26 protein-coding genes are annotated in these 21,899 nt (G+C 59.3%); 17 read left to right on the top strand and 9 right to left on the bottom strand.

Annotated elements, in window-relative coordinates; all coding sequences use genetic code 11:
• The first annotated feature begins 112 nt into the window (after nt 1–112).
• Entirely contained in the window at nt 113–724 is a 612-nt protein-coding gene (slmA, locus tag DKW72_RS06950) for a nucleoid occlusion factor SlmA (protein WP_111641609.1), read from the top strand.
• A 21-nt stretch (nt 725–745) separates the two neighbouring features.
• On the opposite strand, the gene DKW72_RS06945 is transcribed toward slmA, so the two are convergent.
• On the bottom strand, nt 746–1,351 hold the full coding sequence (locus DKW72_RS06945) for a hypothetical protein (RefSeq protein ID WP_111641608.1): 606 nt from the start codon (nt 1,349–1,351) through the stop codon (nt 746–748).
• Between the two features lie 17 nt (nt 1,352–1,368).
• On the bottom strand, nt 1,369–2,016 hold the full coding sequence (gene pyrE, locus DKW72_RS06940; RefSeq protein WP_111641607.1) for an orotate phosphoribosyltransferase: 648 nt from the start codon (nt 2,014–2,016) through the stop codon (nt 1,369–1,371).
• A 189-nt stretch (nt 2,017–2,205) separates the two neighbouring features.
• Here pyrE and DKW72_RS06935 point away from each other — a divergent pair, with 189 nt between their 5' ends.
• Nucleotides 2,206–2,976 carry an exodeoxyribonuclease III gene (locus tag DKW72_RS06935; RefSeq protein WP_111641606.1) on the top strand — a complete coding sequence of 257 codons (771 nt, stop codon included), beginning with the start codon at nt 2,206–2,208 and terminating at the stop codon, nt 2,974–2,976.
• A gap of 82 nt (nt 2,977–3,058) precedes the next feature.
• Here the strand turns inward: DKW72_RS06935 and rph are convergent, their stop codons facing one another.
• Complete coding sequence (gene rph, locus DKW72_RS06930) at nt 3,059–3,781, bottom strand: ribonuclease PH (RefSeq protein WP_111641605.1); 723 nt, start codon at nt 3,779–3,781, stop codon at nt 3,059–3,061.
• 142 nt (nt 3,782–3,923) lie between these two features.
• Between rph and DKW72_RS06925 the strand changes: the two genes are divergently transcribed.
• Complete coding sequence (locus tag DKW72_RS06925; protein ID WP_111641604.1) at nt 3,924–4,793, top strand: YicC/YloC family endoribonuclease; 870 nt, start codon at nt 3,924–3,926, stop codon at nt 4,791–4,793.
• A gap of 134 nt (nt 4,794–4,927) precedes the next feature.
• On the opposite strand, the gene DKW72_RS06920 is transcribed toward DKW72_RS06925, so the two are convergent.
• Nucleotides 4,928–6,688 (bottom strand): ABC transporter substrate-binding protein, encoded by a 1,761-nt coding sequence (locus DKW72_RS06920; protein WP_198411250.1) that lies wholly within the window; start codon nt 6,686–6,688, stop codon nt 4,928–4,930.
• Nucleotides 6,689–6,811: 123 nt separating this feature from the next.
• On the opposite strand from DKW72_RS06920, the gene DKW72_RS06915 reads away from it, so the two are divergent.
• The 5 genes from DKW72_RS06915 to DKW72_RS06895 all read left to right on the top strand — a co-directional run bounded on the left by DKW72_RS06915 (nt 6,812) and on the right by DKW72_RS06895 (nt 9,199).
• Nucleotides 6,812–7,555, top strand: coding sequence for a TIGR01458 family HAD-type hydrolase (locus DKW72_RS06915; RefSeq protein ID WP_111641602.1), 744 nt, complete (start codon nt 6,812–6,814; stop codon nt 7,553–7,555).
• On the top strand, nt 7,552–7,740 hold the full coding sequence (locus DKW72_RS06910) for a hypothetical protein (protein WP_111641601.1): 189 nt from the start codon (nt 7,552–7,554) through the stop codon (nt 7,738–7,740). Before DKW72_RS06915 ends, DKW72_RS06910 begins: the two co-directional genes overlap by 4 nt.
• A gap of 98 nt (nt 7,741–7,838) precedes the next feature.
• Nucleotides 7,839–8,315, top strand: a complete 477-nt coding sequence (locus DKW72_RS06905) for a DUF6249 domain-containing protein (protein ID WP_111641600.1) — start codon at nt 7,839–7,841, stop codon at nt 8,313–8,315.
• 3 nt (nt 8,316–8,318) lie between these two features.
• Entirely contained in the window at nt 8,319–8,852 is a 534-nt protein-coding gene (locus tag DKW72_RS06900) for an RNA polymerase sigma factor (protein ID WP_111641599.1), read from the top strand.
• Complete coding sequence (locus tag DKW72_RS06895; protein WP_111641598.1) at nt 8,849–9,199, top strand: hypothetical protein; 351 nt, start codon at nt 8,849–8,851, stop codon at nt 9,197–9,199. Before DKW72_RS06900 ends, DKW72_RS06895 begins: the two co-directional genes overlap by 4 nt.
• A gap of 3 nt (nt 9,200–9,202) precedes the next feature.
• Here DKW72_RS06895 and dkgB read toward each other — a convergent pair whose 3' ends face one another.
• Entirely contained in the window at nt 9,203–10,018 is an 816-nt protein-coding gene (dkgB, locus tag DKW72_RS06890) for a 2,5-didehydrogluconate reductase DkgB (protein WP_111641597.1), read from the bottom strand.
• 7 nt (nt 10,019–10,025) lie between these two features.
• Complete coding sequence (gene mnmH / locus DKW72_RS06885) at nt 10,026–11,216, bottom strand: tRNA 2-selenouridine(34) synthase MnmH (protein WP_111641596.1); 1,191 nt, start codon at nt 11,214–11,216, stop codon at nt 10,026–10,028.
• 144 nt (nt 11,217–11,360) lie between these two features.
• On the opposite strand from mnmH, the gene gmk reads away from it, so the two are divergent.
• From gmk to spoT, 3 genes are all read left to right on the top strand, one after another.
• Nucleotides 11,361–11,993 carry a guanylate kinase gene (gene gmk / locus DKW72_RS06880; RefSeq protein WP_111641595.1) on the top strand — a complete coding sequence of 211 codons (633 nt, stop codon included), beginning with the start codon at nt 11,361–11,363 and terminating at the stop codon, nt 11,991–11,993.
• A gap of 143 nt (nt 11,994–12,136) precedes the next feature.
• Nucleotides 12,137–12,391 (top strand): DNA-directed RNA polymerase subunit omega, encoded by a 255-nt coding sequence (gene rpoZ, locus DKW72_RS06875; RefSeq protein ID WP_111641594.1) that lies wholly within the window; start codon nt 12,137–12,139, stop codon nt 12,389–12,391.
• A gap of 117 nt (nt 12,392–12,508) precedes the next feature.
• Nucleotides 12,509–14,623, top strand: a complete 2,115-nt coding sequence (gene spoT / locus DKW72_RS06870; protein WP_111641593.1) for a bifunctional GTP diphosphokinase/guanosine-3',5'-bis pyrophosphate 3'-pyrophosphohydrolase — start codon at nt 12,509–12,511, stop codon at nt 14,621–14,623.
• A 7-nt stretch (nt 14,624–14,630) separates the two neighbouring features.
• Here the strand turns inward: spoT and DKW72_RS06865 are convergent, their stop codons facing one another.
• Nucleotides 14,631–15,812 (bottom strand): MFS transporter, encoded by a 1,182-nt coding sequence (locus DKW72_RS06865; RefSeq protein WP_198411249.1) that lies wholly within the window; start codon nt 15,810–15,812, stop codon nt 14,631–14,633.
• 219 nt (nt 15,813–16,031) lie between these two features.
• Here DKW72_RS06865 and DKW72_RS06860 point away from each other — a divergent pair, with 219 nt between their 5' ends.
• A complete protein-coding gene (locus tag DKW72_RS06860) occupies nt 16,032–16,415 on the top strand; it encodes a RidA family protein (RefSeq protein WP_111641592.1) in 384 nt (127 codons plus the stop codon).
• Nucleotide 16,416: 1 nt separating this feature from the next.
• Here the strand turns inward: DKW72_RS06860 and DKW72_RS06855 are convergent, their stop codons facing one another.
• A complete protein-coding gene (locus DKW72_RS06855; protein WP_111641591.1) occupies nt 16,417–17,004 on the bottom strand; it encodes an NAD(P)H-dependent oxidoreductase in 588 nt (195 codons plus the stop codon).
• A 110-nt stretch (nt 17,005–17,114) separates the two neighbouring features.
• Between DKW72_RS06855 and DKW72_RS06850 the strand changes: the two genes are divergently transcribed.
• The 5 genes from DKW72_RS06850 (at nt 17,115) to DKW72_RS06830 (ending at nt 21,071) form a co-directional block, all read left to right on the top strand.
• Nucleotides 17,115–18,371, top strand: a complete 1,257-nt coding sequence (locus DKW72_RS06850; RefSeq protein ID WP_198411248.1) for an RNA polymerase sigma factor — start codon at nt 17,115–17,117, stop codon at nt 18,369–18,371.
• 50 nt (nt 18,372–18,421) lie between these two features.
• The gene (locus tag DKW72_RS06845; protein ID WP_111641589.1) at nt 18,422–18,766 is read left to right on the top strand and encodes a YciI family protein; all 345 of its coding nucleotides are present in this window, start codon (nt 18,422–18,424) and stop codon (nt 18,764–18,766) included.
• A gap of 99 nt (nt 18,767–18,865) precedes the next feature.
• Nucleotides 18,866–19,399, top strand: a complete 534-nt coding sequence (locus DKW72_RS06840) for a GyrI-like domain-containing protein (protein ID WP_111641588.1) — start codon at nt 18,866–18,868, stop codon at nt 19,397–19,399.
• The gene (locus tag DKW72_RS06835; RefSeq protein WP_111641587.1) at nt 19,387–20,313 is read left to right on the top strand and encodes an ABC transporter ATP-binding protein; all 927 of its coding nucleotides are present in this window, start codon (nt 19,387–19,389) and stop codon (nt 20,311–20,313) included. Before DKW72_RS06840 ends, DKW72_RS06835 begins: the two co-directional genes overlap by 13 nt.
• A complete protein-coding gene (locus tag DKW72_RS06830) occupies nt 20,310–21,071 on the top strand; it encodes an ABC transporter permease (protein WP_111641586.1) in 762 nt (253 codons plus the stop codon). Before DKW72_RS06835 ends, DKW72_RS06830 begins: the two co-directional genes overlap by 4 nt.
• Before the next feature lie 3 nt (nt 21,072–21,074).
• Here the strand turns inward: DKW72_RS06830 and DKW72_RS06825 are convergent, their stop codons facing one another.
• On the bottom strand, nt 21,075–21,839 hold the full coding sequence (locus DKW72_RS06825; RefSeq protein ID WP_111641585.1) for an alkaline phytoceramidase: 765 nt from the start codon (nt 21,837–21,839) through the stop codon (nt 21,075–21,077).
• Nucleotides 21,840–21,899: the final 60 nt, after the last annotated feature.

Below are 21,899 nucleotides of genomic sequence, written 5' to 3'. Positions count from 1 at the left end.
ACTTTGATCACACCGAATAGGGCGCTGTCTTGGGGACGTTACGCCCGGCGCACTGAAGGCCAGTGTGGGATTAAAGCCGCAATCACAACAATACCTGAGTACGATGACAATCATGAGCAGGACAACGACTAAAATCTCGCGCCGGCAACAGATTCTTGAGGCCCTTGCAGGGATGCTTGAGACCAGCCCAGGTGTGCGCATCACCACGGCGGCCCTGGCAAAAGAAGTGGGTGTGTCGGAGGCAGCGCTCTATCGGCACTTTCCCAGCAAGTCCAAAATGTTTGAGGGGCTGATTGAGTTTATTGAAGAAACCCTCTTCAATAGCATTCCGGTGATCATGCAGCGTGAGGGCAGTGCGCTCGAACGCTGTTTTCGTATCCTCGAAACCCTTCTGGTATTTACCGCGCGCAACCCGGGGTTCACTCGCCTGCTCAATGGTGATGCCCTGGTGGGCGAGCATGAGCGTTTGCGCGATCGTGTCGAGCAGCTGTTTGACCGGATCGAGACACAGCTCAAACAGATTTTGCGCGAAGCGGAGTTGCGTGAAGGTCTGCGGCCAACCCTGTCACTGACCGCGACCGCGAGTCTGATGTTGGGGGCCGCAGAAGGGCGTATTACCCAGTTTATTCGCAGTGGTTTTCGCCGCGACCCGAGTGAAGCCTGGCGTGAGCAGTGGGATGTGATGACGCTCGGGCTGATGCGCGAGCAATTGCAGACTGTGTAAACGCCGAGAGCGGCCGCGGGCTTAGCGGCGACGCTGAATCCGCTCAAAGAACTCAATATCCTCTTCATAGCTCTCACGGGTGGCTTCGATGTCTGTCCGGCGCTGATCAATCTGCCGCTCCAGGTCACGCTCCTCGCGCCGCAAAGTCTCCAGATTAGTCAATACCGATTCGTTGACCTCGCGCCCACTGCGTTCCTGGTTGGCGGCCTGGGTTTCCAGGCGCTCGATCTGCCCGCGCACACTGTTGAGATTGCCGCGCAGTATGCTCAGGTTGCCCTGTAGTTCAGCGACACTGCGGCGGCTTGCCGCCTCGATGTCAGCAACGCTGGAATAGCGCCGACGCAGCTCCCGCTCCCGCTCTTCGCGCTCCAGGCGTTCGCGCTCGGCGCTCTGCATTTTCGCCCGCTCCTCCTCCGTCGGTGCGGGCGGTACGACCCGAATCACGCGCCCGGAGCGGGACAGAATTTCGTAGCCGCTGCCCACATATTGGGGCGGGATACTCTGGCTGATCACCTGGACTCCCTCGTCGTTGACGTAGCGGAACAGGGCGCCCCGGGGAATCTCCTCGGAGGCCTGCAAGGGGGCGCTCAACATCAGCGCGGCGGTGACAATCAAAAGATAGCGCATGGCGGTTTCCGCTGCGGTTAGGCGACGCCGTAGCGATCGCGGTAAGCTTTGATGGCTTCCAGCTGCCCGGTGTTGTCTCCCTGATGCTCTAAATAGCTGATAATGTCGGTCAAGGTAATGATACTGACCACGGGTATGCCGAATTGCTCCTCTACCTCCTGGATGGCCGAGCGTTCACCCTGCCCGCGCTCCTGGCGATCGAGCCCGATCAATACGGCGGCGGGCTTGGCGTCGGCGGCCTCGATAATCTGCATCACTTCACGCACGGCGGTACCGGCAGTGATCACATCATCGACGATCAGCACCCGGCGTCCAGACAGCGGCGCACCCACCAGGGTGCCGCCTTCGCCGTGATCCTTGGCTTCCTTGCGGTTGAACGTATAAGGCAGATCCCGGTTATGATGATCCGCGAGTGCGACCGCTGTCGTGGCCGCGAGCGGTATCCCTTTATAAGCCGGGCCGAACACCAGGTCAAATGGCACGCCGGACGCGGCGACCGCATCGGCGTAGTAGCGCCCCAGGGCGGCGAGTGCCGCACCAGTCTGGAAGCGCCCCGCATTGAAAAAATAAGGGCTGGTTCGGCCGGATTTCAGCGTATACTCACCAAAGCACAATGCTTGGTGCTCAATGGCCAGCTCGATAAAGGCCTGCTGGTATTTTTGCATGGACAAATCTCTTAAATAAGCTAATTTTAAAGGCAATCAGCGCCGAAAAACACTTCAATAATGGCGCCTTGTTCATATTTTGAGCAGTGTTGGTCACAGCCGAACGTTTTTTCACAATAAAAGTGTTACGATTTGACACAATTCGCCGTCGCTCAGGTATCATACACAGTCCGAAAGTAAGGGGCTAACATGCGAGTAATAAATCTTAGCGTCGATGGGATATTCCAGGCTGCGCAACGTGGACTGTATGACTGGCTTGAAAGTCAGGATGCCGATGTCATCTGTTTGCAGGATCTGCGGGCACTCGAGCCCGAACTCGACAAGCCCGAGTTCGACATCGACGGTTATTTTGCCTACTACTTTGATTCGGGAACGCCGCATTATAATGGCGTCGCCATCTATACCCGCAAGCAGCCCAAAGCCTTGATCTACGGCTTGGGCTTCGCCTCGGGCGTGGATATGGAAGGCCGCTACCTGCAGATCGATTATGAAAACCTGAGTGTTGGTTCGCTGCTGGCCCCCAGTGCTACCTCGGAAATGGAATCCCAAGAGGTGAAAATCAAGTTCTTCGAGGATGTGCAGGCGCATATGGACAAGATCACCCGCAAGCGCCGTGAGTATATCTTCACCGGCAACTGGCAGATGGCGCACACCCCGCGCGACGTCACCAACAGTGAAGAAAATCAGCACGAGTCGGGTTTTCTGCCCCACGAGCGCCAGTGGATGAGTCAGGTGTTCAACCAGTTGGGTTATGTCGACGCCTTCCGCAAGGCGATCAAGGACCCGGATGAATACAGTTGGTGGCCCAGTGGCAACCTCGACGAAGGTGAGGGCTGGCGCACCGATATGCAGATCGTGTCGGCCAGTATTGGGCACAAGGTTGAGCATGCGGCCATCTACAAAATGCAGCAGTTTTCCAGCCACCTGCCGGTGATTGTGGATTACGACATCGAGCTTTGATGGCCTTCGTTGATGCTCAGTGCATCAGAGTCGGATTACCCCCTGCGGGCTAATCCGACACTGAGGCACCCGCCCCTAAAATTTACCCCTCCGCCAACGCCGCCTGCTGTAACTGCGTCAACTCTTGAATCCCTTTTTTGGCCAAGCCCAACATGGCTGCAAACTCCGCCTCGCTGAACGGCTCGGCTTCCGCGGTGCCCTGAACTTCGATCATGCCGCCATCGTCACCCATGACCACGTTCATATCGGTGTCGGCCCCGGAGTCCTCCGGGTAATCCAGATCCAACACTGGCACACCCTGATAAATACCCACAGACACGGACGCAATCGCCCGTATCATAGGACTGGCTTTCAGCTTGCCCTCGCGCTGCATCCAGGCGATGGCGTCGGCCAGGGCCACCCAGGCGCCGGTGATGGACGCGGTGCGGGTACCGCCGTCGGCCTGAATCACATCGCAGTCAATCTGCAGGGTGTATTCGCCCAGTTGGCTCATGTCGATAGCCGCACGCAGTGAGCGACCAATCAAGCGCTGAATTTCCACGGTGCGTCCGGTTTGCTTGCCGCGCGCCGCCTCGCGGTTCATGCGGCTGCCGGTGGAGCGTGGCAGCATGCCGTACTCGGCGGTAATCCAGCCCTGGCCCTGACCGCGCAAAAACGGTGGTACGCCGTCGATCACACTGACGGTGCACACGACCTTGGTATCACCAAATTCCACCAGCACCGAACCCTCGGCGTGGCGGGTGAAGTGGCGGGTCAGGCGAATATCGCGTAACTGGTCGGGCTGGCGTCCGCTCGGGCGTTGCATAGGCAATCCTTCAGAAATAATGGGGGTTTTCGGAGGCCGTAGGTGTTCCGTGGCCTGTGTTACTATCCGGTTTCACAGTAATGAGGGTGCATACTCTACCAGCTTGCGCCCGCCGTCGTAACCGCCAGATTGGAGACACGCCATGCCCCGCAGTATGACCGGATTTGCCCGCAGCGAGCAGACACTGCCCTGGGGAACCCTGATTTGGGAAGTGCGCAGCGTCAACCACCGCTACCTGGAACCCATGTTCCGGCTGCCGGAAGAGGTGCGCGCCATCGAGCCCAAGCTTCGGGAGCAGATTCGCAGTACCTTGCAGCGGGGCAAGCTTGAGGCCGCGTTCAGTTTTCAGCGTGAACACAGTGACGTCACCGAGCTGAACCTGGACGAACAACGTGTTGCCCAGCTTACTCAAGCGGCGGGGCGCATCAGTGCCCACCTGGGGGAGCGCGCCGCCCCGATCAATGCCCTTGAGGTATTGCGTTGGCCGGGCGTCCTGCGGCAGCAAGAGTTGGATCGCGACCAGCTGAATCAGGCCGCACTAGGGCTCTTTAACCAAGCCCTGGAACAGTTGGTGGCTCATCGCACCCGCGAAGGGGTGGAGCTGATGCAATTTATCCAACAGCGTTTGGATAGAATTGATGACCTGGTCGCGGAGCTGCGCGAAGCCATGCCGGTGATTCTCAGCGCCCAACGAGAGCGCCTGCAAAGTAAAATCGCCGCCCTGGATGTGGACCTCGACCCCGAGCGCCTGGAGCAGGAAATTGTGATGATGGCGCAGAAGGCCGACGTCGATGAAGAACTGGATCGCCTCGGCGCCCACGTCAACGAAGTCAAGCTCGCCCTACAACAGAAAGGCAGCATCGGCCGCCGGCTCGATTTTCTCATGCAGGAACTCAACCGCGAAGCCAACACCCTGTCGTCCAAGTCAGTGGCCAGCAAAACCACTCAGGCGGCGGTGGAGCTCAAGGTGTTGATTGAGCAGATGCGCGAACAGATCCAGAATATTGAATAGGGTGCCCCTTATCCACACAATCTGTGGATAACCCCGTGTACACCTTGTCAGTGATTGGCGCCGAGGCGCTCTTGAGCGCGTTTCGGCGAAAGCGATCAAAGGATACACAGCGTCAGACAGGAAACCGCCAGGCCCTAGTGCTCATCTCCCGGTTGTTCGGGTTTATCCCGGTGCAGAAAGCTGAAGTGCGGGTATTTGATGTTGCCTTCGTGCACAAGGATTTTAAGCCCGAGAATTGTAAACAGACACAGGCCGACGCTCAGGTACACGGGGATGGGGGTGGCCTCAAAGTGGTTGGCGACAAAGAGCCCGCCGAGGAACAATGCGGCGCCGATCAGGGCGACCTCTTCATAGATGACGCCTTTGAAGGTCATGGGCTCCTGATTGATGACGATGGCCCGCAGCATACCGCCGCCAGCGCAGGTCAAAGCCGCACACGCCGGTGCCCAGTACCAGGGCAGGCTTGAGGCCAGGGCGATCTGGGCGCCGCTGGTGGCCAGAATCGAAAACCCGATCAGGTCGGCATAGGTTTTGGTTTTCTTGAAGGTTTTGGTTTCCTGTACATCTTCGAAAATGGAGGTCACCAGCGAGGCGGCAATCACCACCAGTAGAATCCCCAGCGGATACGCGACATTCTGTACATAGTAAAACGGAATTCGCTCCTGACCGATCAGCAGGTCGCGCAGAGTACCGCCACCGATTCCGGACAGGAAGGCCAGAATCAATCGGCCCCAGAGGTCGTACTTGCGCTTGATGGCCTCGAGTGCGCCCGACAGGGCATAGATCAGCACCCCTATGAGTACGAACGCATTGAATGCCGGGTGAGTCAGTACACGCGATGAGTAGTGGCGGGTGGCCTCGGTCAGGGGCGTGGCTCGGCCCTCCTCCTGGAGCAGTTGGTTCCAGATCTGGTGAGTCCAGATGTGCGGGGGTTCGCCGTTGGCGTCAATATTGCGCAGCCAGCTGTAGTAGGCATAGTCGTAGCGGGTCAGATCAAAACGGCCGAAGTCGTCCGGGTCGCTGGGCAGGTTGCTGAGCACCGTCTCGAGCATATGGCGCTGGTGGTCGCGATCCAGGTCCGGGTTCTTACGCATCACCGACTCGACCGCGAGCGTGGGCGCGGCCCAGGCCTCAACCCAGCCCTGGCGCAGGGCGCGCACAAAGCGGGTCAGTTGGTCGCGAAAGACATCCGACTCCAGGCGATCGCTCAGGGCGTAGAGGCCGTCTTCAATATGAGGCAGACCAAAGCGCTCGGGCTCCACCAGCACCAGGTCGGACGCGGGTACACCGGCGGCCATGATGCGCCAGTATTCGTTATAGGTCATGGCGGTGGCGCAGGGCAGGGTGCCCTCAATCAGGTCCAGCCCGTGGGGGCGCTGACGCACCAGCTCGATCGAGTCCAGAGGAATCTCCAGGCGGCGTAACATCTCTTTGACGATCTCGTCGTCGCCCAGGCCCCAATAGCCGATTTGCTTGCCGCGAATGTCTTCGGGCACGATCACCCCGCCGCTGATGCGGCAGATTACGGTCATGGCACCGCCGGATAGAAGTTGCGCGACATTGACGGCGCGGTTGTCCCGGGTACTGTTGGCCCAAGCGTCACTCAGCCAGGCAACCGCGACGTCGGCATTGCCCGCTTGCAGCTCCTGGATGGGGTTGATGCCCGGACCTCCTGGGATCAGTTCGACCCTCAGGCCTTCCGCCTCAAAGTGCCGACGGGCCTCGGCGACGTAGAACCCGGCAAACTGGCTTTGGTGCTCCCATAGCAGTTGTACCCGCAGGGGCTCCTGCTGGGCATTGGCCAAGCTGAAGGGGGCGAGGATGGCAGCGGCGGTAAAAAGGAAGAGGCCGAGGCGCAGAAGGCGGGCGGTCAGGGTCGGGTTGGCGAGCGTCATAATCCATTGTCGTCGGTTGTCGTTGGCGCCCATTCTAACATTGGTGACCCTCGACGCAATGATGAGCGACTGCTCAATGCCTATACTTGAGAGTGAACTGGCGATAAATCACGGGAGCTCGTTATGACTAAAGCTTTGCTGTTGGATTTGTCCGGCGTTCTCTACGACGGCGACAGGCTGCTGCCTGGCGCCCTTGAGGCCGTGGCGCACGCCCGAGAGCAGGGGTGGCTGTTGCGCTTTGTCACCAACACCGCGACCAAATCCCGGGAGCAGATTCTCGACAAGTTGCAGGCCTTGGGTTTCAATGTCGAGGCCGAGGAGTTGTTTACTGCCCCCGATGCCGCCTTGAGGTATGTGCAAGCGCGGGGCATGCAGCCCTACACGCTGGTGCACCCGTCGATTGAGGCGGTGTTCGGGGTGCCACCTGAGGCGCCTGACTGCGTGGTGCTTGGCGATGCCCGAGACGGGTTGAGTTACGCCAACCTAAACCGCGCTTTCCGCTTGGTCAAACAGGGTTGCCCGCTGATTGCGATCGGCGACAATAAGTATTTTCGTGACGGTGATGTGCTGAGCCTCGATGCCGGGCCCTTTGTTCGGGCGATTGCCTGGGCGGCGGATGCCGAGCCGGTGGTTATGGGCAAACCGAGTGCGGCGTTTTTTGCCGAGGTGGTCAACTCCACCGGATTAGCCCCTGAGAACTGCTTGATGATTGGTGACGATGTCTTTGGTGATGTCGACGGCGCCCTTCAGGCGGGCCTGGAGGCGCGCCTGGTGAAGACCGGGAAGTACCAGCCCGGTGACGAGACGCGACTGTCGCCACCGGCTCAGACCCTGACGTCGATCGCGGACCTGGAGACCCTCTTATGACTGATAATGTGGTGCCCTTCAAGCGCCCCAGCCCCAAGGAAAAACACAAGGGCAAGACCCTTTGTCGTAGCGGTTTTCATAAATGGCTGGTGGTGACCGAGCGCACCTTTGACGTCAAGCAGGGCAAGCTGGTGACCCAGTTTCGCTGCGCGCGTTGTGGTGCGGAAAAAGTGCAGGCGCTGTGAATCCAAATGCTCGGGCGAGGCGTCCTAAATGTACAGACCACCATTGGTCGCGCACCGAATCTGTCAGTGCGGATAGCTGTCATACGAGGATAGATGCCATGAACCCGATGCTCCGATTACTGTCCGGCACTGCACTGGTGCTCCTGCCCCTAAGCGCCGCCTGGGGTTTTGATCCCATGCAGGCCAGCGCTGATGGCAGTGTGCCGTTTATTGCCTACTTCGCCATTTTTATGATCTTCGGTGCACCCCTGGTGGCCCTGGTGCTGGTGGTGTACTTCCTGTTGCGCAGCCGGCGCGAGCGCCTGCGTTTGCAAAAAGAAACTATCCAACAGTTTCTCGAGGCTGGTCAGCCGGTACCACAACAGGTGCTCGATCAGCAGACTCCGAAGGGCCCGTCGGACAGTCAGCAGTCCTCGGCGATCCACTTTATCGGTTGGGGGGTGGGCCTGGCGCTGGCCCTCGGGCTGGTTGGCGGGATCAAGTGGGCGAGTATCGGCATGCTTTTTCTGGCCGTAGGCATCGCCAAGCTGGTAGCGCTTAAACTGGGTGAACGTCGGCTTCCGGCTCAGGACTGAGTCATGGCCACCGATCGGGAGCTGATTGAGCGGGTGTTATTCCTGCAGGATCGGCACGCATATGAGCAACTGGTGCTTCGCTACCAGTCGACGGTGCGGCGTTGGGCCCGACGTTTGTGCCGGGGCGATAGTCACGCTGCCGACGACCTGGCCCAGGAGACGTTTATTCGTGGCTATACACACTTGGCGAGCTTTCGTGCGGAGGCGCGTTTTTCCAGCTGGCTCTACCGTATTGCCTTCAATCTGGCTGTGAGCGAGGGACGGAAACAGCGGGAGTGGCTGAGTGAGGACGCGATCGAGGAGCAAGCCGGACACAGCAGCGAGCAGATTGATGCGCGCAATGACCTGGGCCTGGCCATGGCGCAGTTGTCTCAGGCGCAGCAGCTGACCATTCGCCTGTCGCTGGAGGAAGGCTTTACCCACGAAGAGATTGCCGAGATTCTGGGGCTGCCCCTCGGCACAGTGAAGACCCATATCAATCGGGGCAAGCAGCACTTGCAGTTATTACTTGCCCCCTGGCGGGAGACGGCACCATGAACCGCGACGATCACGATTTTGAACACTGGCTCGCTCAGGGCCTGCGGCGCGAGTCACGCGAGTTGCCCGACGATGGCTTCAGCGCCGGGGTGATGGCGGCGCTGCCTGAGTCGCGGCCGGTGGCCTGGTGGCGGCGGGTGCCCTGGTTGTTGCTGCTGGCAGCGCTGATACTGGCGAGCCTGCTTGGATTGCTGTTGTGGCCTCTGATACCGGCAGTGATCCAGTGGGGGCTGACTTTGCCGAGCCTGGCGTTGCCCGAGTTGCTGCCGCTGGCCGCCGCCGCGCTCGGCTGTTCAATCGCCGCCGTGGCCCTGATGCTCTGGTGGGACGGTGGCCTCGAGTTCTAGGCGTTATTGATCCCAGTGCGGGGCAAAGGGCGGATTGGCAATGCGCTCGCCTGCGTCCAACGCATCGATTTGAGCGATGTCCTCGGCATTCAGGGTGAGCTCGAGCGCCTCCAGGTTGCTTTGCTGGTGTTGTGGATTGGTCGAGGCGGGGATGACGGCGATGCCTCGGCTGACAACCCAGGCCAGGGCCACCTGCGCGGCACTGGCACCGTGGCGCTCGCCAATGGCCTTGAGCACCGGGTCCTTCATCACTTTGCCCACTGCTAGCGGCATATAACCGGTCACCTGAAGCCCGCGTCGCTGACAGTGCTCGACCAATTTCCGATTCGCCAGGTAAGGCTGCACTTCCACCTGATTGGTCACCAGATATTTGCCGACCGGTAGCGCCAGGGCCTCGTCAATTTGGGCAATCGTAAAGTTGGAGACGCCGATATGGCGGGTCAGACCCTGCGCTCGGGCGCGACCCAGGCCGTCGAGATAGTCGGCCATGGGCACCTCCCCGTTGGGAGAAGGCCAGTGAATCAGTGCCAGGTCGACCTGAGTCAGCCCCAGGCGTTCCAGGCTGCCTTCGAGGCTGCGAATGGGGCCGTCGCCGTCGAGCTGGTCCCACCAGATTTTGGTGGTGACGAAAATTTCCTCGCGCGGGACGCCGCTGGCACGGATGGCTTTGCCTACCGCCGCCTCGTTCTCGTAGAAGGTTGCAGTGTCGATATGGCGGTATCCCAGTGCCAGGGCACTGAGTACTGAGTCGATCACGACCTGCTCCTGGAGCCGGAAGGTACCCAGGCCAATCGGGGGTAAAACGGTGTGTTCGGTCATTGTTACCTCAGTTCTTCAGGTTTGAATCGACATAGTGTTTGAGGGTGTCGGCAGTGCCTTCAAACACGATGCGCTGGCGTTTGCGCGCCAGTGCGCGCTCGTACAGAGGGTCGTAAAAATCTTCCAGTAGCCGGCGGATCCACAGCCGGTGGGCACTGTTATCACCGGCTTGATGGCGGCGCAAGGCGTAGTCGAGGACCCCGCTAAGGGTACGCAGACGGTCGCCCCCCAGATGCTCGCCGATGCGCTCGAGTGAGCGGTGCAGGTCCTGGGTAAAGCGTTCAAACCCTTCCTGTTCGCCATCAAGTGCCTGATGTTCTGCCAATTTGACCAGAATATAGTTTTGAAAGCAGTGTTCGACCCGATCTTCCAGTGAGGTGCGCAGCAGCAATAAGGGGGCCTTCTCAAAGGCCTGGCGCAGTGCCAGGGGCAGTTGGCAGCGGCCCACCCGACGAATATGCTCCTCAATCACTAAGGGTTGCTGCGGTCGCGCCTGCTCGTGACGCAGCAAAGCAATGCCCAGAGTATTCTCAAAATCCGAGGGCGTCGGCTGGCCGCCGCGCCGGTTGCCGAAGGTCGTCCCCCGGTGGTTGGCCAGCGCTTCGATATCGAGGCCGCTCTCAAGCCGGTTGAGTAACTCGGTTTTGCCGGCACCGGTGTGCCCGGTGATTACCATCAATGGATAGGTGCTGAACACGCGCTCTATGGTCTCCAGCAGGTAACCGCGCAGCGCTTTGTAGCCGCCCTTCACGGCGGGATACTGGGCGCCGGTGGCCGCAAGCCAATCCTTGCACAGGCGCGAATGGTGTCCACCCCGGGCACAATAAAAATAGCCCTGGGGGTGAGCCCGCGCAAAGTTGAGCCACTGCTGCGTGCGTCGCTCACGCTCGTAGGGGTCAATCAGGCGCATTTCCAGTTGGCTGGCAGCCACCTCGCCTTGGATGCGGTAGCACTCGCTGATTTGCTGGTGCTCGGCGTCGCTCAGCAGCGGCAGGTTGACGGCGTTGGGCAGCGAGCCGCGCAAATAGTCCGACGGCGAGCGGGTATCGATCAGGGGAACATCCTGAAGCAGGAGTCGACGGTAGTCATCGGTGTCTGGCCTTGCCTGGCGGGTCACAGGGGTTACCTCGTACGCGAGTGCAGGCTCGGAGCCGAAGGGGGCGTGCTTAGGGTCATGCTGCAAGTATAACAGGGCCATTATAGAGCGACTGCTCGCCGTTTGACCACGTCTCTGCTGCGGGCCTGTCCCCGGCTTCCGGCGCTGATTCCCCCCGAGCAGTGTGCCATAATAGCCGCGCGCAACGGATTCACTTTTCTATCTGACAACCAAGAGCAGCCCCTCATGAGCAAACTCGGCACTCTGTATACGGTGTCGGCCCCCTCAGGTGCCGGCAAAACCAGTCTGGTCAACGCCCTGGTGCAGTCCAGCCCGGAGGTGTGTGTCTCGGTATCGCACACCACCCGGCCCAAGCGCCCGGGCGAAGAGGATGGGGTCAACTACCATTTTGTCGGTCGCCCGCAGTTTGAGCAGATGTTGACCGAATCGGCATTTTTGGAGCACGCCGAGGTGTTTGGCAATTTTTACGGCACCTCCCGTGCCTGGGTCGAGCAGCAGGTGGCCCAGGGCATGGATGTGATTCTCGAGATCGATTGGCAGGGCGCTCGCCAGGTGCGCAAATTGATGCCGGAAACCGTGGGGCTGTTTATTCTGCCGCCCTCGCTCAATTGTTTGCGCGAACGCCTGACCGGTCGCGGTCAGGACGACGCCTCAGTGATTGAGGCGCGCATGGCCGAGGCGATCAATGAGATGTCCCACTACGCTGAGGCGGATTACTTGATCATCAATGACGACTTCAATGTCGCGCTCGCGCAGTTGCAGGCCCTGATTACCAGTCAGCATTTGCGCCTGACGCGCCAAGCCCGGCGCCACGCGACCTTGCTGGCCGAATTGGTGCCGCAGCCATCGGGCGCTTGAAGCCGCGTAAAAGTCACCACCCGCTGCCCAATTAATGTACAATGCGCGGTTCTCCCGCTCTGGCGGGCCGCGCGTTTCTCGCGCATAATAGGCCCCCTGAAGGCCGCATTTTTACTGCAACTCGGATTGATCACGGACTATTTATGGCACGTATTACTGTTGAAGATTGTTTGGACCACGTAGACAACCGCTTTGAGCTGGTTATGGTGAGCAGCAAGCGCGCCCGCCAGATCGCTGTGGGTGGCAAGGAACCGTTGGTTCCGGAAGAGAACGACAAGCCCACCGTTATCGCTCTGCGCGAGATCGAAGAGGGCTTGATAGACGCGAGCATTTTGCTGGAAAAAGACGAGCCGATCGTGCCGGCGAGACCGGAACAAAACTACGAACAAGAGATGTAAGTCCGAAGCCCAGTGGACCCGTGCTTGAAGCCGCCCGCCCGCGCGGTCGAGCACGGTGATATCATTGAGCGCAGCAGAGGCGTTTCTTGTTTCGGGGGAGTTGTTGCGGAGGCATAGTTGCAAACCATAGAGGCCCTGAGCCACCGGCTGTCGTCCTACCTTGAGCCGAACCAGATCAATCTGGTGAAGCGGGCTTACTTTTATGCCGAGCAAGCCCATGACGGCCAGAAGCGCCGCAGTGGCGAAGACTACATTACCCACCCCCTGGCGGTTGCCGATATCCTCGCAAGCATGCATATGGACTACCAAAGTCTGATGGCGGCCATGCTCCACGATGTGATTGAAGACACCGGCATCAGCAAAAAAGCCATCAGCAAGCAGTTCGGCAGCACCGTGGCGGAGCTGGTGGATGGCGTCTCCAAGCTGACTCAGATCGAGTTCGAATCCCACGCCGAAAAACAGGCAGAAAACTTTCAGAAAATGGCCTTGGCCATGGCCAACGACCTGCGAGTGATTCTGGTCAAGCTGGCCGATCGGCTGCACAACATGCGCACGCTCGGGGCCATGCCGCCCCACAAAAAACGCCGCATTGCCAAGGAAACTCTCGAAATCTACGCGCCCATCGCCCACCGTCTGGGTATGAATGATATGCGTCTGGAGTTCGAGGATCGCGGTTTTTACGCCATGTACCCGCTGCGAGCGAGTCGCCTGCAGGCCGCGCTCAAAACTGCGCGCGGCAACCGCAAGGAGCTGGTGGAACAGATTCAGACTGCCATCGAAAAACGGCTGGGGCGGGAAAACCTCACGGCCCTGGTGATTGGGCGGGAGAAGCACCTGTACAGCATCTACCAGAAGATGCGCACCAAGAAAAAGTTCTTCAAGGAGATTATGGATGTCTACGCTTTCCGCATTATCGTGGACAGCGTCGACACCTGTTATCGGGTTCTCGGGGTGATTCACAACCTCTACAAACCGGTACTCGGCGAGTTCAAGGATTACATCGCCATTCCCAAGTCTAACGGTTACCAGTCACTGCACACAGTGTTGGTGGGCATGCACGGGGTACCGATCGAGGTACAGATTCGCACCAAAGAAATGGACGAGATGGCCAACAACGGCATCGCCGCCCACTTCCTGTATAAGTCCACCAGCGACGATGCGTTGACCAGTAGCCACAATCGCGCGCGTCAGTGGGTGCAAGGGCTTCTGGAGATGCAGCAGCGCGCGGGCGACTCCCTGGAGTTTATCGAGAACGTCAAAATCGATCTGTTCCCGGATGAGGTGTATGTGTTTACACCCAAGGGGCGCATTGTCGAGTTGCCCCACGGCGCTACGCCGGTGGACTTTGCCTACGCTGTGCACACGGATGTCGGCAACAACTGCGTCGCCTGTCGGGTCAACGGTCGTCTGGCGCCCCTGTCCCAGCCGCTCCAGAGTGGCCAGAAGGTCAGCATCATCACCGCCAAGGACGCCCAGCCCAATCCCAACTGGCTCAATTTTGTGGTCTCGGGCAAGGCTCGCAGTGCTATTCGTCACTTCCTCAAGCACCAGCGCCACACCCAGTCGGTCGCGCTCGGCAAGCGGATGCTAAGCAAGGCCTTGACGGAGCTTCAACTGGAGCTGGAAAAGCTGACAGAAGAACAAACGCTGGCGCTGCTCGACGCCACCAAGATGAAGTCGCTGGAAGATCTGTTCGAAGATATCGGGCTCGGCAATCGGGTGGCCTATGCTGTGGCCAAGTTGCTCAAGCCGGGAGCCGAATTCAAAGGCAAGACCGGCAGCACGCACGCGCCCCTGACCATCGATGCCGGTGAAGGCATGATGGTCACTTTTGCCCGCTGTTGCCGTCCCATTCCCGGCGACCCGGTGATCGGTCATATCAGCCCCGGCAAAGGCCTGGTGGTGCACCAGGACACCTGTCGCAATATCACCGAGCTGCGCCAGAAGCCGGAAAAAATCAGTCAGGTCAACTGGGCCCCCAATGTCAGCGGTGAATTCCTGGCAGATATTCGGGTCGAGGTGGAATCCGAGCGGGGCATCATCGCCACCCTGGCGACGCGTATTACGGATCAGGGCGCAAGCATCGAGCATATCAACGTGCGCGAGCGTGATGCCCACAACAGTGTGATTCATCTGTGCATCGGCGTGCACAACCGGATTCACCTGGCCAACATCATGCGCCGGATTCGCAATATGAGCTTTGTCATCCGGGTGCAGCGCAGCAAAAACTAGCCTGCGGTTATTGAATCTGGCCTTCTGAAGAGGGCCAGACCTTCGCCAGGGCGAAAAAGCCCAGTCCTACCAGCGCCGTGGCGGCGCCCACATAGCCGGTCGAGGTCCACCCCATGCCCGCGGAAATCGCCAGGCCTCCGAGAAAGGGTCCGAGGGCGTTGGCGGCGTTGAAGGCCGCGTGGTGTGAGGCCGCCGCCAGGGTTTGTGCCCCTTTCGCGACGTCCATCAAGTGGGTTTGCAGCACCGGCGACATACTGCCGATCAGGCCGACCATAAAAATCAACAGGAGCACACTCCAGAGTGCTGTCGCCGCCAGGGGAAACAACAGAAATACCCCGAGACTCCAGAGCAGAATACCCGCCACTGCATTGAACTGAAAGCGATCGAACAGCCACCCACCCACCAGGTTGCCGACAAAGCCGCCGGCGCCGAATACGGCGATGGCCACGGGAATCCAGCCGGCGCTGACCTCCGTGGTGTAAAGCAGGGTCGGTGCCAGGTAGCTGAATACACAAAACACACCCGCAAAGCCGGTGGCACCCACCATCAGGGTCAGCCACACCTGAGGCTGAACAAAGGCTTTGAGCTCCTTCTTGGGGCTGTTGCGCGCCTGCTCGCGGTCCAGGGGCAGGACCTTGAACAGCATTGCGGCGGTGATCACAGACGTGAGTGCGACGAAGCCAAACGCGAGACGCCAATCGAGGGTCTGACCCATCCAGGTGGTCAGGGGGGTGCCAATCAGCACCGCCAGGGTCAGACCGATCAGAACCCGGCTGACCGCCTTGCCCCGGTCGCTCGGGGGCGAGAGGTTGACCACCACCAGCGCCGCGACCCCGAAATAGGTGCCGTGGGGTAACCCTGCAATGAAGCGAGAGAGTAGAAGCGTGGGGTAATCCGGCGCCAGGGCGCTGGCGATATTGGCCAGGGTATAAAAGATCATCAGGCCAATCAGCAGGTGGCGCCGGAACAGGCGCGCCCCGAAGACCGCCAGCAGCGGTGCACCCACCACCACCCCAAGGGCGTAGGCACTGATCACATGGCCGACCTGAGGCTCGGTCACGCCCATGCCAGCAGCGATACCGGGCATCAGCCCCATGGCGGCGAATTCGCCGGTACCGATACCAAAACCACCAATGGCCAGGGCGATTTCAATCACGCGCATGCGCGCTTTGCTGAGGCTGTGAGTCATCTGGGGCGTCCGTTGGAAAAACCACCCCGCCCCGCGAGGCCAAACGGCCTACGAGTCTACATTGGGCTTGGGGGAGTCATTGTCTGATTTGATTGCCGCTGATTATAGCTTAGTTGGCGAGCGCTTGGCAGCGCTGTCATCACCCCGGCCGAGCGCTGGCGCGATACCCGTAGCTTGACTATACTGGGCCCCTTTTACCCTGTTTGGCGAGGAGCCTCTATGACCAATCGCGCTGTTATCCACACCGAGAATGCCCCCGAGGCCATCGGTACCTATTCCCAGGCCATCAAGGTGGACAACACCGTGTACTTGTCGGGACAGATCCCGCTGGACCCGGCCACAATGGTGTTGGTAAGTGATGACTTCGCTGAACAGGCCCACCAGGTCTTCAAAAACCTGAGCGCGGTGTGCCAAGCCGCCAACGGCAGCCTGAAACACATCGTCAAACTCAATATTTACCTGACCGACCTGAGTCAATTCCCGGTGGTTAACGAGGTCATGGCCCAGTACTTCAACGAGCCCTACCCGGCGCGCGCGGCAATCGGTATCAGCCAGCTGCCCAAGGGTGCCCAAGTTGAAGCGGATGGGGTGATGGTGTTGTAACTCACATTCCGCGCTCGCCCAGCTTACGCACCTTGCTCAACCATTTCCGCGCGGCCTCGGGTTTCATATTGCCGGCCATGCCGATGAGGGTTTCGTCCACCGGGGCGAAACCCACGAAGCCCAGAATATTGCGCTCCAGCGACTTGATACTGTGGGCGCGAAAATACCAGCGGTAGACCATGGCGGGCATACCCATGGTGACAATCACCCGTGCTGAACGGCCGACCAGGCGTTTGCGCGCGAACGGGTTTTTCTCAGTCTGATTGAAAGCAAAGCTCGGGCGTGCCACCTGTTCCAGATACGCTTTGACCAGTGCGGGCATGTCCCCGAGCCACAAGGGAAAGATCAGCACGAGATGCTGAGCCCATTCAATGGCTTCCTGGGTGGCTTTGAGGCTGCTTGGCACCTCGCCCTCTTCCCAGTCTTCCTGGCTGTTCAGCAGCGGAAAGTCCAGGGATGCGATATCGATATGGCGCACCTCTCTGCCTGCGCCTTCGGCCCCTTCGGCGTAGGCTTCGGCCAGGGCGTGACAAAGATGTTTGCGGCGGTTGTCGGGGTGGCCTTGAATAACGAGGACGCGTTCGGTCATGGTCGTTCCCTCCGGGACGGCGGTGTGCAGGCTTAAAGATAGCAAGTCCGGGCGGTGTTGTACTTGATCTTCCGCAAACCGGTAACCGAAAAGGCCACGAGGTGAACAGGGTGACAGACCAGACAGCCGCCATCGAGCAGGTTTATCGCGCGGAATCCCGACGCGTACTTGCGACCCTGATCCGGGTGTTGGGGGATTTTGAGCTGGCCGAAGAAGCGCTACACGATGCCTTCACCGCTGCGCTCAGTCAGTGGCCTGATGCGGGTGTGCCCGCCAATCCGGTGGCCTGGCTGGTGTCGGCCGGGCGCTTCAAGGCGATTGACCACTTGCGTCGACGGGGGCGTTTTGATGCCGCTCAGGACGTGATTGCCGAGCAGCTCTATCAGCACCGGGATGACGAGGTGTTCGACGACGATGATCGTATTCCCGACGATCGCTTGCGCCTGATTTTCACCTGCTGTCACCCGAGTCTCGCGCCTCAGGCGCAAGTGGCACTGACCCTGCGGGAAGTCTGCGGTCTCACCACCGAGGCGATCGCCCGGGCGTATCTGATCCCGGCCTCGACGCTGGCGCAACGCATCGTGCGTGCCAAGCAAAAAATTCGCACAGCGGCCATTCCTTACGATGTCCCCGGTCCTGCCGAATTGCCCGAGCGTCTCGATGCCGTGCTGCAGGTGATCTATCTGATTTACAACGAGGGATATTCCGCGTCGAGTGGTGCTGAATTGACCCGCGCAGAGTTGTCCGGGGAAGCCCTTCGGCTGGCCCGCCTGCTGCTTGCGTTGTTGCCGCAGCCAGAGGTGGAGGGCTTGCTGGCGTTAATCTTGTTGCACGAAGCGCGGCGCGATGCCCGCACCGATGCTGAGGGTGAGTTGGTCTTGTTGGAAGACCAGGATCGTCGCCGTTGGGATCAGATCATGATCGCCGAAGGCGATGAGCGAGTGCGCCGCGCGCTGATGGCACCGGTGGTAGGCGCGTACACCCTGCAGGCGGCGATTGCCGCGTTGCACGCGCAGGCGCCCAACTATGCAGCAACGGATTGGGATGAAATCGTGGCGTTCTATGACTTGCTGTTGCAGGCGACACCAACGCCTGTGGTGGCGCTTAATCGCGCCGTTGCCGTGGCCATGCGCGATGGCCCCGAACAGGGCCTGGCACTGGTGGACCAACTGTTGGCTGAGGGCCCGCTCGATACCTATTACCTGGCCTATGCGGCTCGCGCAGATCTGTGTCGACGCCTGGGCCAATGGCAGAAGGCGCACAAGGCCTACGCACAGGCGCTGGCGCTGACCGAGCAACAACAAGAACGGCATTTTCTTGAGCGGCGCCTGGCCGAGTGTCGATTGGCCCTGTCGCCGAGCGACTAGAGGCAGTTCAGCCGGTTATGACAACCGCGCCCCTTAACGGAGGATCTACCATGAAATACCTTTGCCTGGTGTACAGTGAAGAAGACAAGCTCCACAGCCTGCCCGATAGCCCGGAAGACCGCGAGTGCTTCGCCTATGCTGAGAGCCTGGTCGAGAGTGACCACCTTTTGGCGGGGCAAGCCCTGGCCCCGGTGGCGAGTGCCACCACCGTGAGGGTGCGCCAAGGGCAGGTGCACATCACCGACGGGCCCTTCGCCGAGACCAAGGAACAGCTGGCGGGGTTCTATTTGATTGACGCCCAGGACCTCAACGAAGCGCTGCGTATCGCCGCTGCGATACCGCCCGCGCGCGTGGGCAGCATCGAGGTTCGCCCGATACGTGAACTCGACGTGTGAGACAAAGACGAGCGCGCCTACATCTTTTTACTTGACCTTAACCTAAGTACAGGTTTTAGGATGCGGTGCTCCTCTGGCAACCCGATGGAGTGAAAGGTTATGTTGCGTCTTGAGCACAGTGGTGATTTGCACTTGGCTGGTATTCGGCGACGGATAAAAGCCCGACCAATGAAGGAAATAGCGCCTTTGTGGCAACAGTTTTCCGTTTATCAGGGCTGGGTGCCTGGGCAAATCGGCCGCACCCGCTATGGCGTCAGCCTATACGTTCGCGAGGATGCTGGGCTGTTTGACTACCTGGCTTGCACGCAGGTGGCGACGCTGGATGGACTCACGTCCGAATGGAATAAATTAACGCTTCCGGCTCAGCAGTACGCGGTTTTTGAGCATGCCGGACATGTTTCCCGCATGCGACAAACCGTGCAGCATATTTTTGCGGCCGGTCTAAGCGCGGCGCGGCTCAAGCCCGCCAGGCCACAACTAGGCAACGTGATGCTGATTGAGCGTTACGGCGCATCATTCAACCCACAAACCGGGTGGGGCGAGATTCAGGTCTGGGGACCTGTAGAAAAGGTATCGCAGGCCACAACCACTAGCGCCCGCGTAAGGGCTGAGGAGACTGTGTGCAACCCGTAATTGCTGTCGAGGGGCTGACGAAAGTCTATGCCTCGGGTTTTGAAGCGCTCAGGGGCGTTGACCTAAGCATTCACAAGGGAGAAATCTTTGCGTTACTGGGGCCCAATGGTGCGGGCAAGACCACGCTGATCAGTATCATCTGCGGCATTGTGAACCCCGGCGATGGACGTGTGCTCGCCAACGGCTGGGACGTGGTCAAGGACTATCGTCGCGCTCGCGCCAGTATCGGCCTGGTGCCCCAAGAGCTGTCGGTGAATATGTTTGAAACCGTGTGGGCTGCGGTCAAGTTCAGTCGCGGGCTGTTCGGCAAGCCGGCCAATGATGCCTATCTGGAAAAGTTGCTCAGGGACCTGTCGCTGTACGACAAGAAAGACACCAAAATTATGGCACTGTCCGGCGGTATGAAGCGGCGGGTGCTGATAGCCAAAGCCCTCGCCCATGAACCGGAGATCCTGTTTCTGGATGAGCCTACCGCCGGCGTCGATGTCGAGCTGCGCCGGGATATGTGGACCATGATTCGAGCGCTGCGCGAACAGGGCGTCACCATCATCCTGACCACGCACTATATCGAGGAAGCCGAGGAAATGGCGGACCGTATTGGGGTGATCCATCAGGGCGAAATCATCCTGGTTGATGGCAAACAGAACCTGATGAACCAGTTGGGGCGCAAACAGCTGAGTGTCCAATTGACGGCACCACTCGATGCGCTGCCAGAGCGTTTGACCCGTTATCAACTGAGCCTGTCTGACGACGGCTATCAGTTGGTTTATCACTACGATACCCAGAATCAGGCGGCGATTGCACCGTTGTTACGGGACCTTGAGGCACTCAGTCTGGACTACTCGGATTTACACACTAACCAGAGTTCACTGGAAGATATTTTCGTCAGTCTGGTAGAGGAGCGCCGCGCATGAACTATTACGGTGTCAAAGCCATCTACCTGTTTGAACTGGCACGCACCTGGCGCACCCTGTTGCAAAGTATTGCTTCACCGGTGCTCACCACGGCGCTGTACTTTGTGGTGTTCGGTTCCGCCATTGGTGGGCATATGGGGGACATAGAAGGGGTCAGTTACGGTGCCTTTATTGTGCCTGGTCTGATTATGCTGATGGTGTTAACGGAGAGCACCTCGAATGCGTCCTTCGGCATTTATATGCCCAAGTTTTCGGGCACCATCTACGAGATCCTGTCGGCGCCCATCTCGGCGTTTGAAATCGTGCTCGGCTATGTTGGCGCAGCGGCGACCAAGTCACTCATTATTGGGTTGATCATTCTGGTCACTGCACGTTTGTTTGTCGATTTTTCCATTGCCCACCCGCTGTGGATGCTCGGGTTCCTGTTTCTGACCGCGCTGGCGTTCAGTCTGCTGGGGTTCATCATCGGTATTTGTGCTGATGGCTTCGAGCGCTTGCAGATTGTGCCCGCCATGGTGGTTATGCCACTGGCGTTCCTTGGGGGTACGTTTTACTCCATCACCATGCTGCCGCCCCTGTGGCAAAAGCTGGTGCTCTTCAACCCGGTGGTTTATCTGGTCAGCGGTTTTCGCTGGAGTTTTTACGGCACGGCCGACGTACCAGTGACTATCAGTCTGGCGATGATTAGCGTGTTCCTGGTGATCTGTCTGGCGATTGTGTGCTGGATATTCAAAACGGGTTATCGGGTACGGTCCTGATGCTCAAGGTTTTCGCCGCCTGAGCATCAACAACAGCCAGGCGGCGGCCAGCGCCCCGAGCAAGTGTTTAAGGGAGTGACCGCTGATCACGGCGGTGGCTTCAAAAATCGCCCGATCAAAATATTCGCTGATCAATGCCAATGCGTAGCTGGCCAGGGCCAGCAGATAAAAGCTGCTGTGGCTGTAGCGCGCCGGGTAAAGCCAGAGTATCCAGGGGATCAGCACAAACAGCGCCACCTGCACCATGGCATAGGGGCGCAAATCCCCCGCGCCTTCCAGCCGCCCTGCATACCAGTAAAAAATACTGGTCAACGCATAGACCAGTAATGCCGCAAAGAGCAGAACGCCCGCCCGTGCACCGATTCGATCGCTCACCAACGCCCCAAAAAGTGCACAGAATGTCAGCGCCATTGCGGCCCTGTCCCACACTAATGTCGCGTCAATGGGATGCCAGTGGTAGTAGCCCGAGCCGGCGGCGGTCGCGATCAAGCCGATAAAGAACGCGCCCCAGAGCCGGGCTTCGTGACGGCCGTGAATGAAGGCTCGTCCAGTGGCTAACGTAAACAGGCCCGCACAGCCAACCAGGAAAAAGCCGATATTGGAAAACACGTCGCCAGCGTTGGGAATAACCCCAAGTGTGCGCTGGTCAACCCACAGGTGATACCCATCGGGTTGATCAAACGCCGGTAGCAGAAATCCGACAAGTATCAGAAAGAGTGCCGCCAAGGCCGTCATCAGGTGGCGCATTTCAACGCTGTAACCGTTCACAATTCCGACTCCTCACCGTTTGCATACGTATTCATATTGTTCAGCCTAGCGCGAAGTGTT

It is taken from the genome of Marinimicrobium alkaliphilum (assembly GCF_003259155.1).
Taxonomy (GTDB): domain Bacteria; phylum Pseudomonadota; class Gammaproteobacteria; order Pseudomonadales; family Cellvibrionaceae; genus Marinimicrobium_A; species Marinimicrobium_A alkaliphilum.
This window is presented reverse-complemented; position numbering and strand designations above follow the sequence as displayed.

Bases quoted from the DNA above. Each gene is read 5' to 3' on its own strand.
- slmA (WP_111641609.1), top strand. From the start codon at position 113: ATGAGCAGGACAACGACTAAAATCTCGCGCCGGCAACAGATTCTTGAG.
- DKW72_RS06945 (WP_111641608.1), bottom strand. From the start codon at position 1,351: ATGCGCTATCTTTTGATTGTCACCGCCGCGCTGATGTTGAGCGCCCCC.
- pyrE (WP_111641607.1), bottom strand. From the start codon at position 2,016: ATGCAAAAATACCAGCAGGCCTTTATCGAGCTGGCCATTGAGCACCAA.
- DKW72_RS06935 (WP_111641606.1), top strand. From the start codon at position 2,206: ATGCGAGTAATAAATCTTAGCGTCGATGGGATATTCCAGGCTGCGCAA.
- rph (WP_111641605.1), bottom strand. From the start codon at position 3,781: ATGCAACGCCCGAGCGGACGCCAGCCCGACCAGTTACGCGATATTCGC.
- DKW72_RS06925 (WP_111641604.1), top strand. From the start codon at position 3,924: ATGCCCCGCAGTATGACCGGATTTGCCCGCAGCGAGCAGACACTGCCC.
- DKW72_RS06920 (WP_198411250.1), bottom strand. From the start codon at position 6,688: ATGACGCTCGCCAACCCGACCCTGACCGCCCGCCTTCTGCGCCTCGGC.
- DKW72_RS06915 (WP_111641602.1), top strand. From the start codon at position 6,812: ATGACTAAAGCTTTGCTGTTGGATTTGTCCGGCGTTCTCTACGACGGC.
- DKW72_RS06910 (WP_111641601.1), top strand. From the start codon at position 7,552: ATGACTGATAATGTGGTGCCCTTCAAGCGCCCCAGCCCCAAGGAAAAA.
- DKW72_RS06905 (WP_111641600.1), top strand. From the start codon at position 7,839: ATGAACCCGATGCTCCGATTACTGTCCGGCACTGCACTGGTGCTCCTG.
- DKW72_RS06900 (WP_111641599.1), top strand. From the start codon at position 8,319: ATGGCCACCGATCGGGAGCTGATTGAGCGGGTGTTATTCCTGCAGGAT.
- DKW72_RS06895 (WP_111641598.1), top strand. From the start codon at position 8,849: ATGAACCGCGACGATCACGATTTTGAACACTGGCTCGCTCAGGGCCTG.
- dkgB (WP_111641597.1), bottom strand. From the start codon at position 10,018: ATGACCGAACACACCGTTTTACCCCCGATTGGCCTGGGTACCTTCCGG.
- mnmH (WP_111641596.1), bottom strand. From the start codon at position 11,216: ATGGCCCTGTTATACTTGCAGCATGACCCTAAGCACGCCCCCTTCGGC.
- gmk (WP_111641595.1), top strand. From the start codon at position 11,361: ATGAGCAAACTCGGCACTCTGTATACGGTGTCGGCCCCCTCAGGTGCC.
- rpoZ (WP_111641594.1), top strand. From the start codon at position 12,137: ATGGCACGTATTACTGTTGAAGATTGTTTGGACCACGTAGACAACCGC.
- DKW72_RS06865 (WP_198411249.1), bottom strand. From the start codon at position 15,812: ATGACTCACAGCCTCAGCAAAGCGCGCATGCGCGTGATTGAAATCGCC.
- DKW72_RS06860 (WP_111641592.1), top strand. From the start codon at position 16,032: ATGACCAATCGCGCTGTTATCCACACCGAGAATGCCCCCGAGGCCATC.
- DKW72_RS06855 (WP_111641591.1), bottom strand. From the start codon at position 17,004: ATGACCGAACGCGTCCTCGTTATTCAAGGCCACCCCGACAACCGCCGC.
- DKW72_RS06845 (WP_111641589.1), top strand. From the start codon at position 18,422: ATGAAATACCTTTGCCTGGTGTACAGTGAAGAAGACAAGCTCCACAGC.
- DKW72_RS06840 (WP_111641588.1), top strand. From the start codon at position 18,866: ATGTTGCGTCTTGAGCACAGTGGTGATTTGCACTTGGCTGGTATTCGG.
- DKW72_RS06830 (WP_111641586.1), top strand. From the start codon at position 20,310: ATGAACTATTACGGTGTCAAAGCCATCTACCTGTTTGAACTGGCACGC.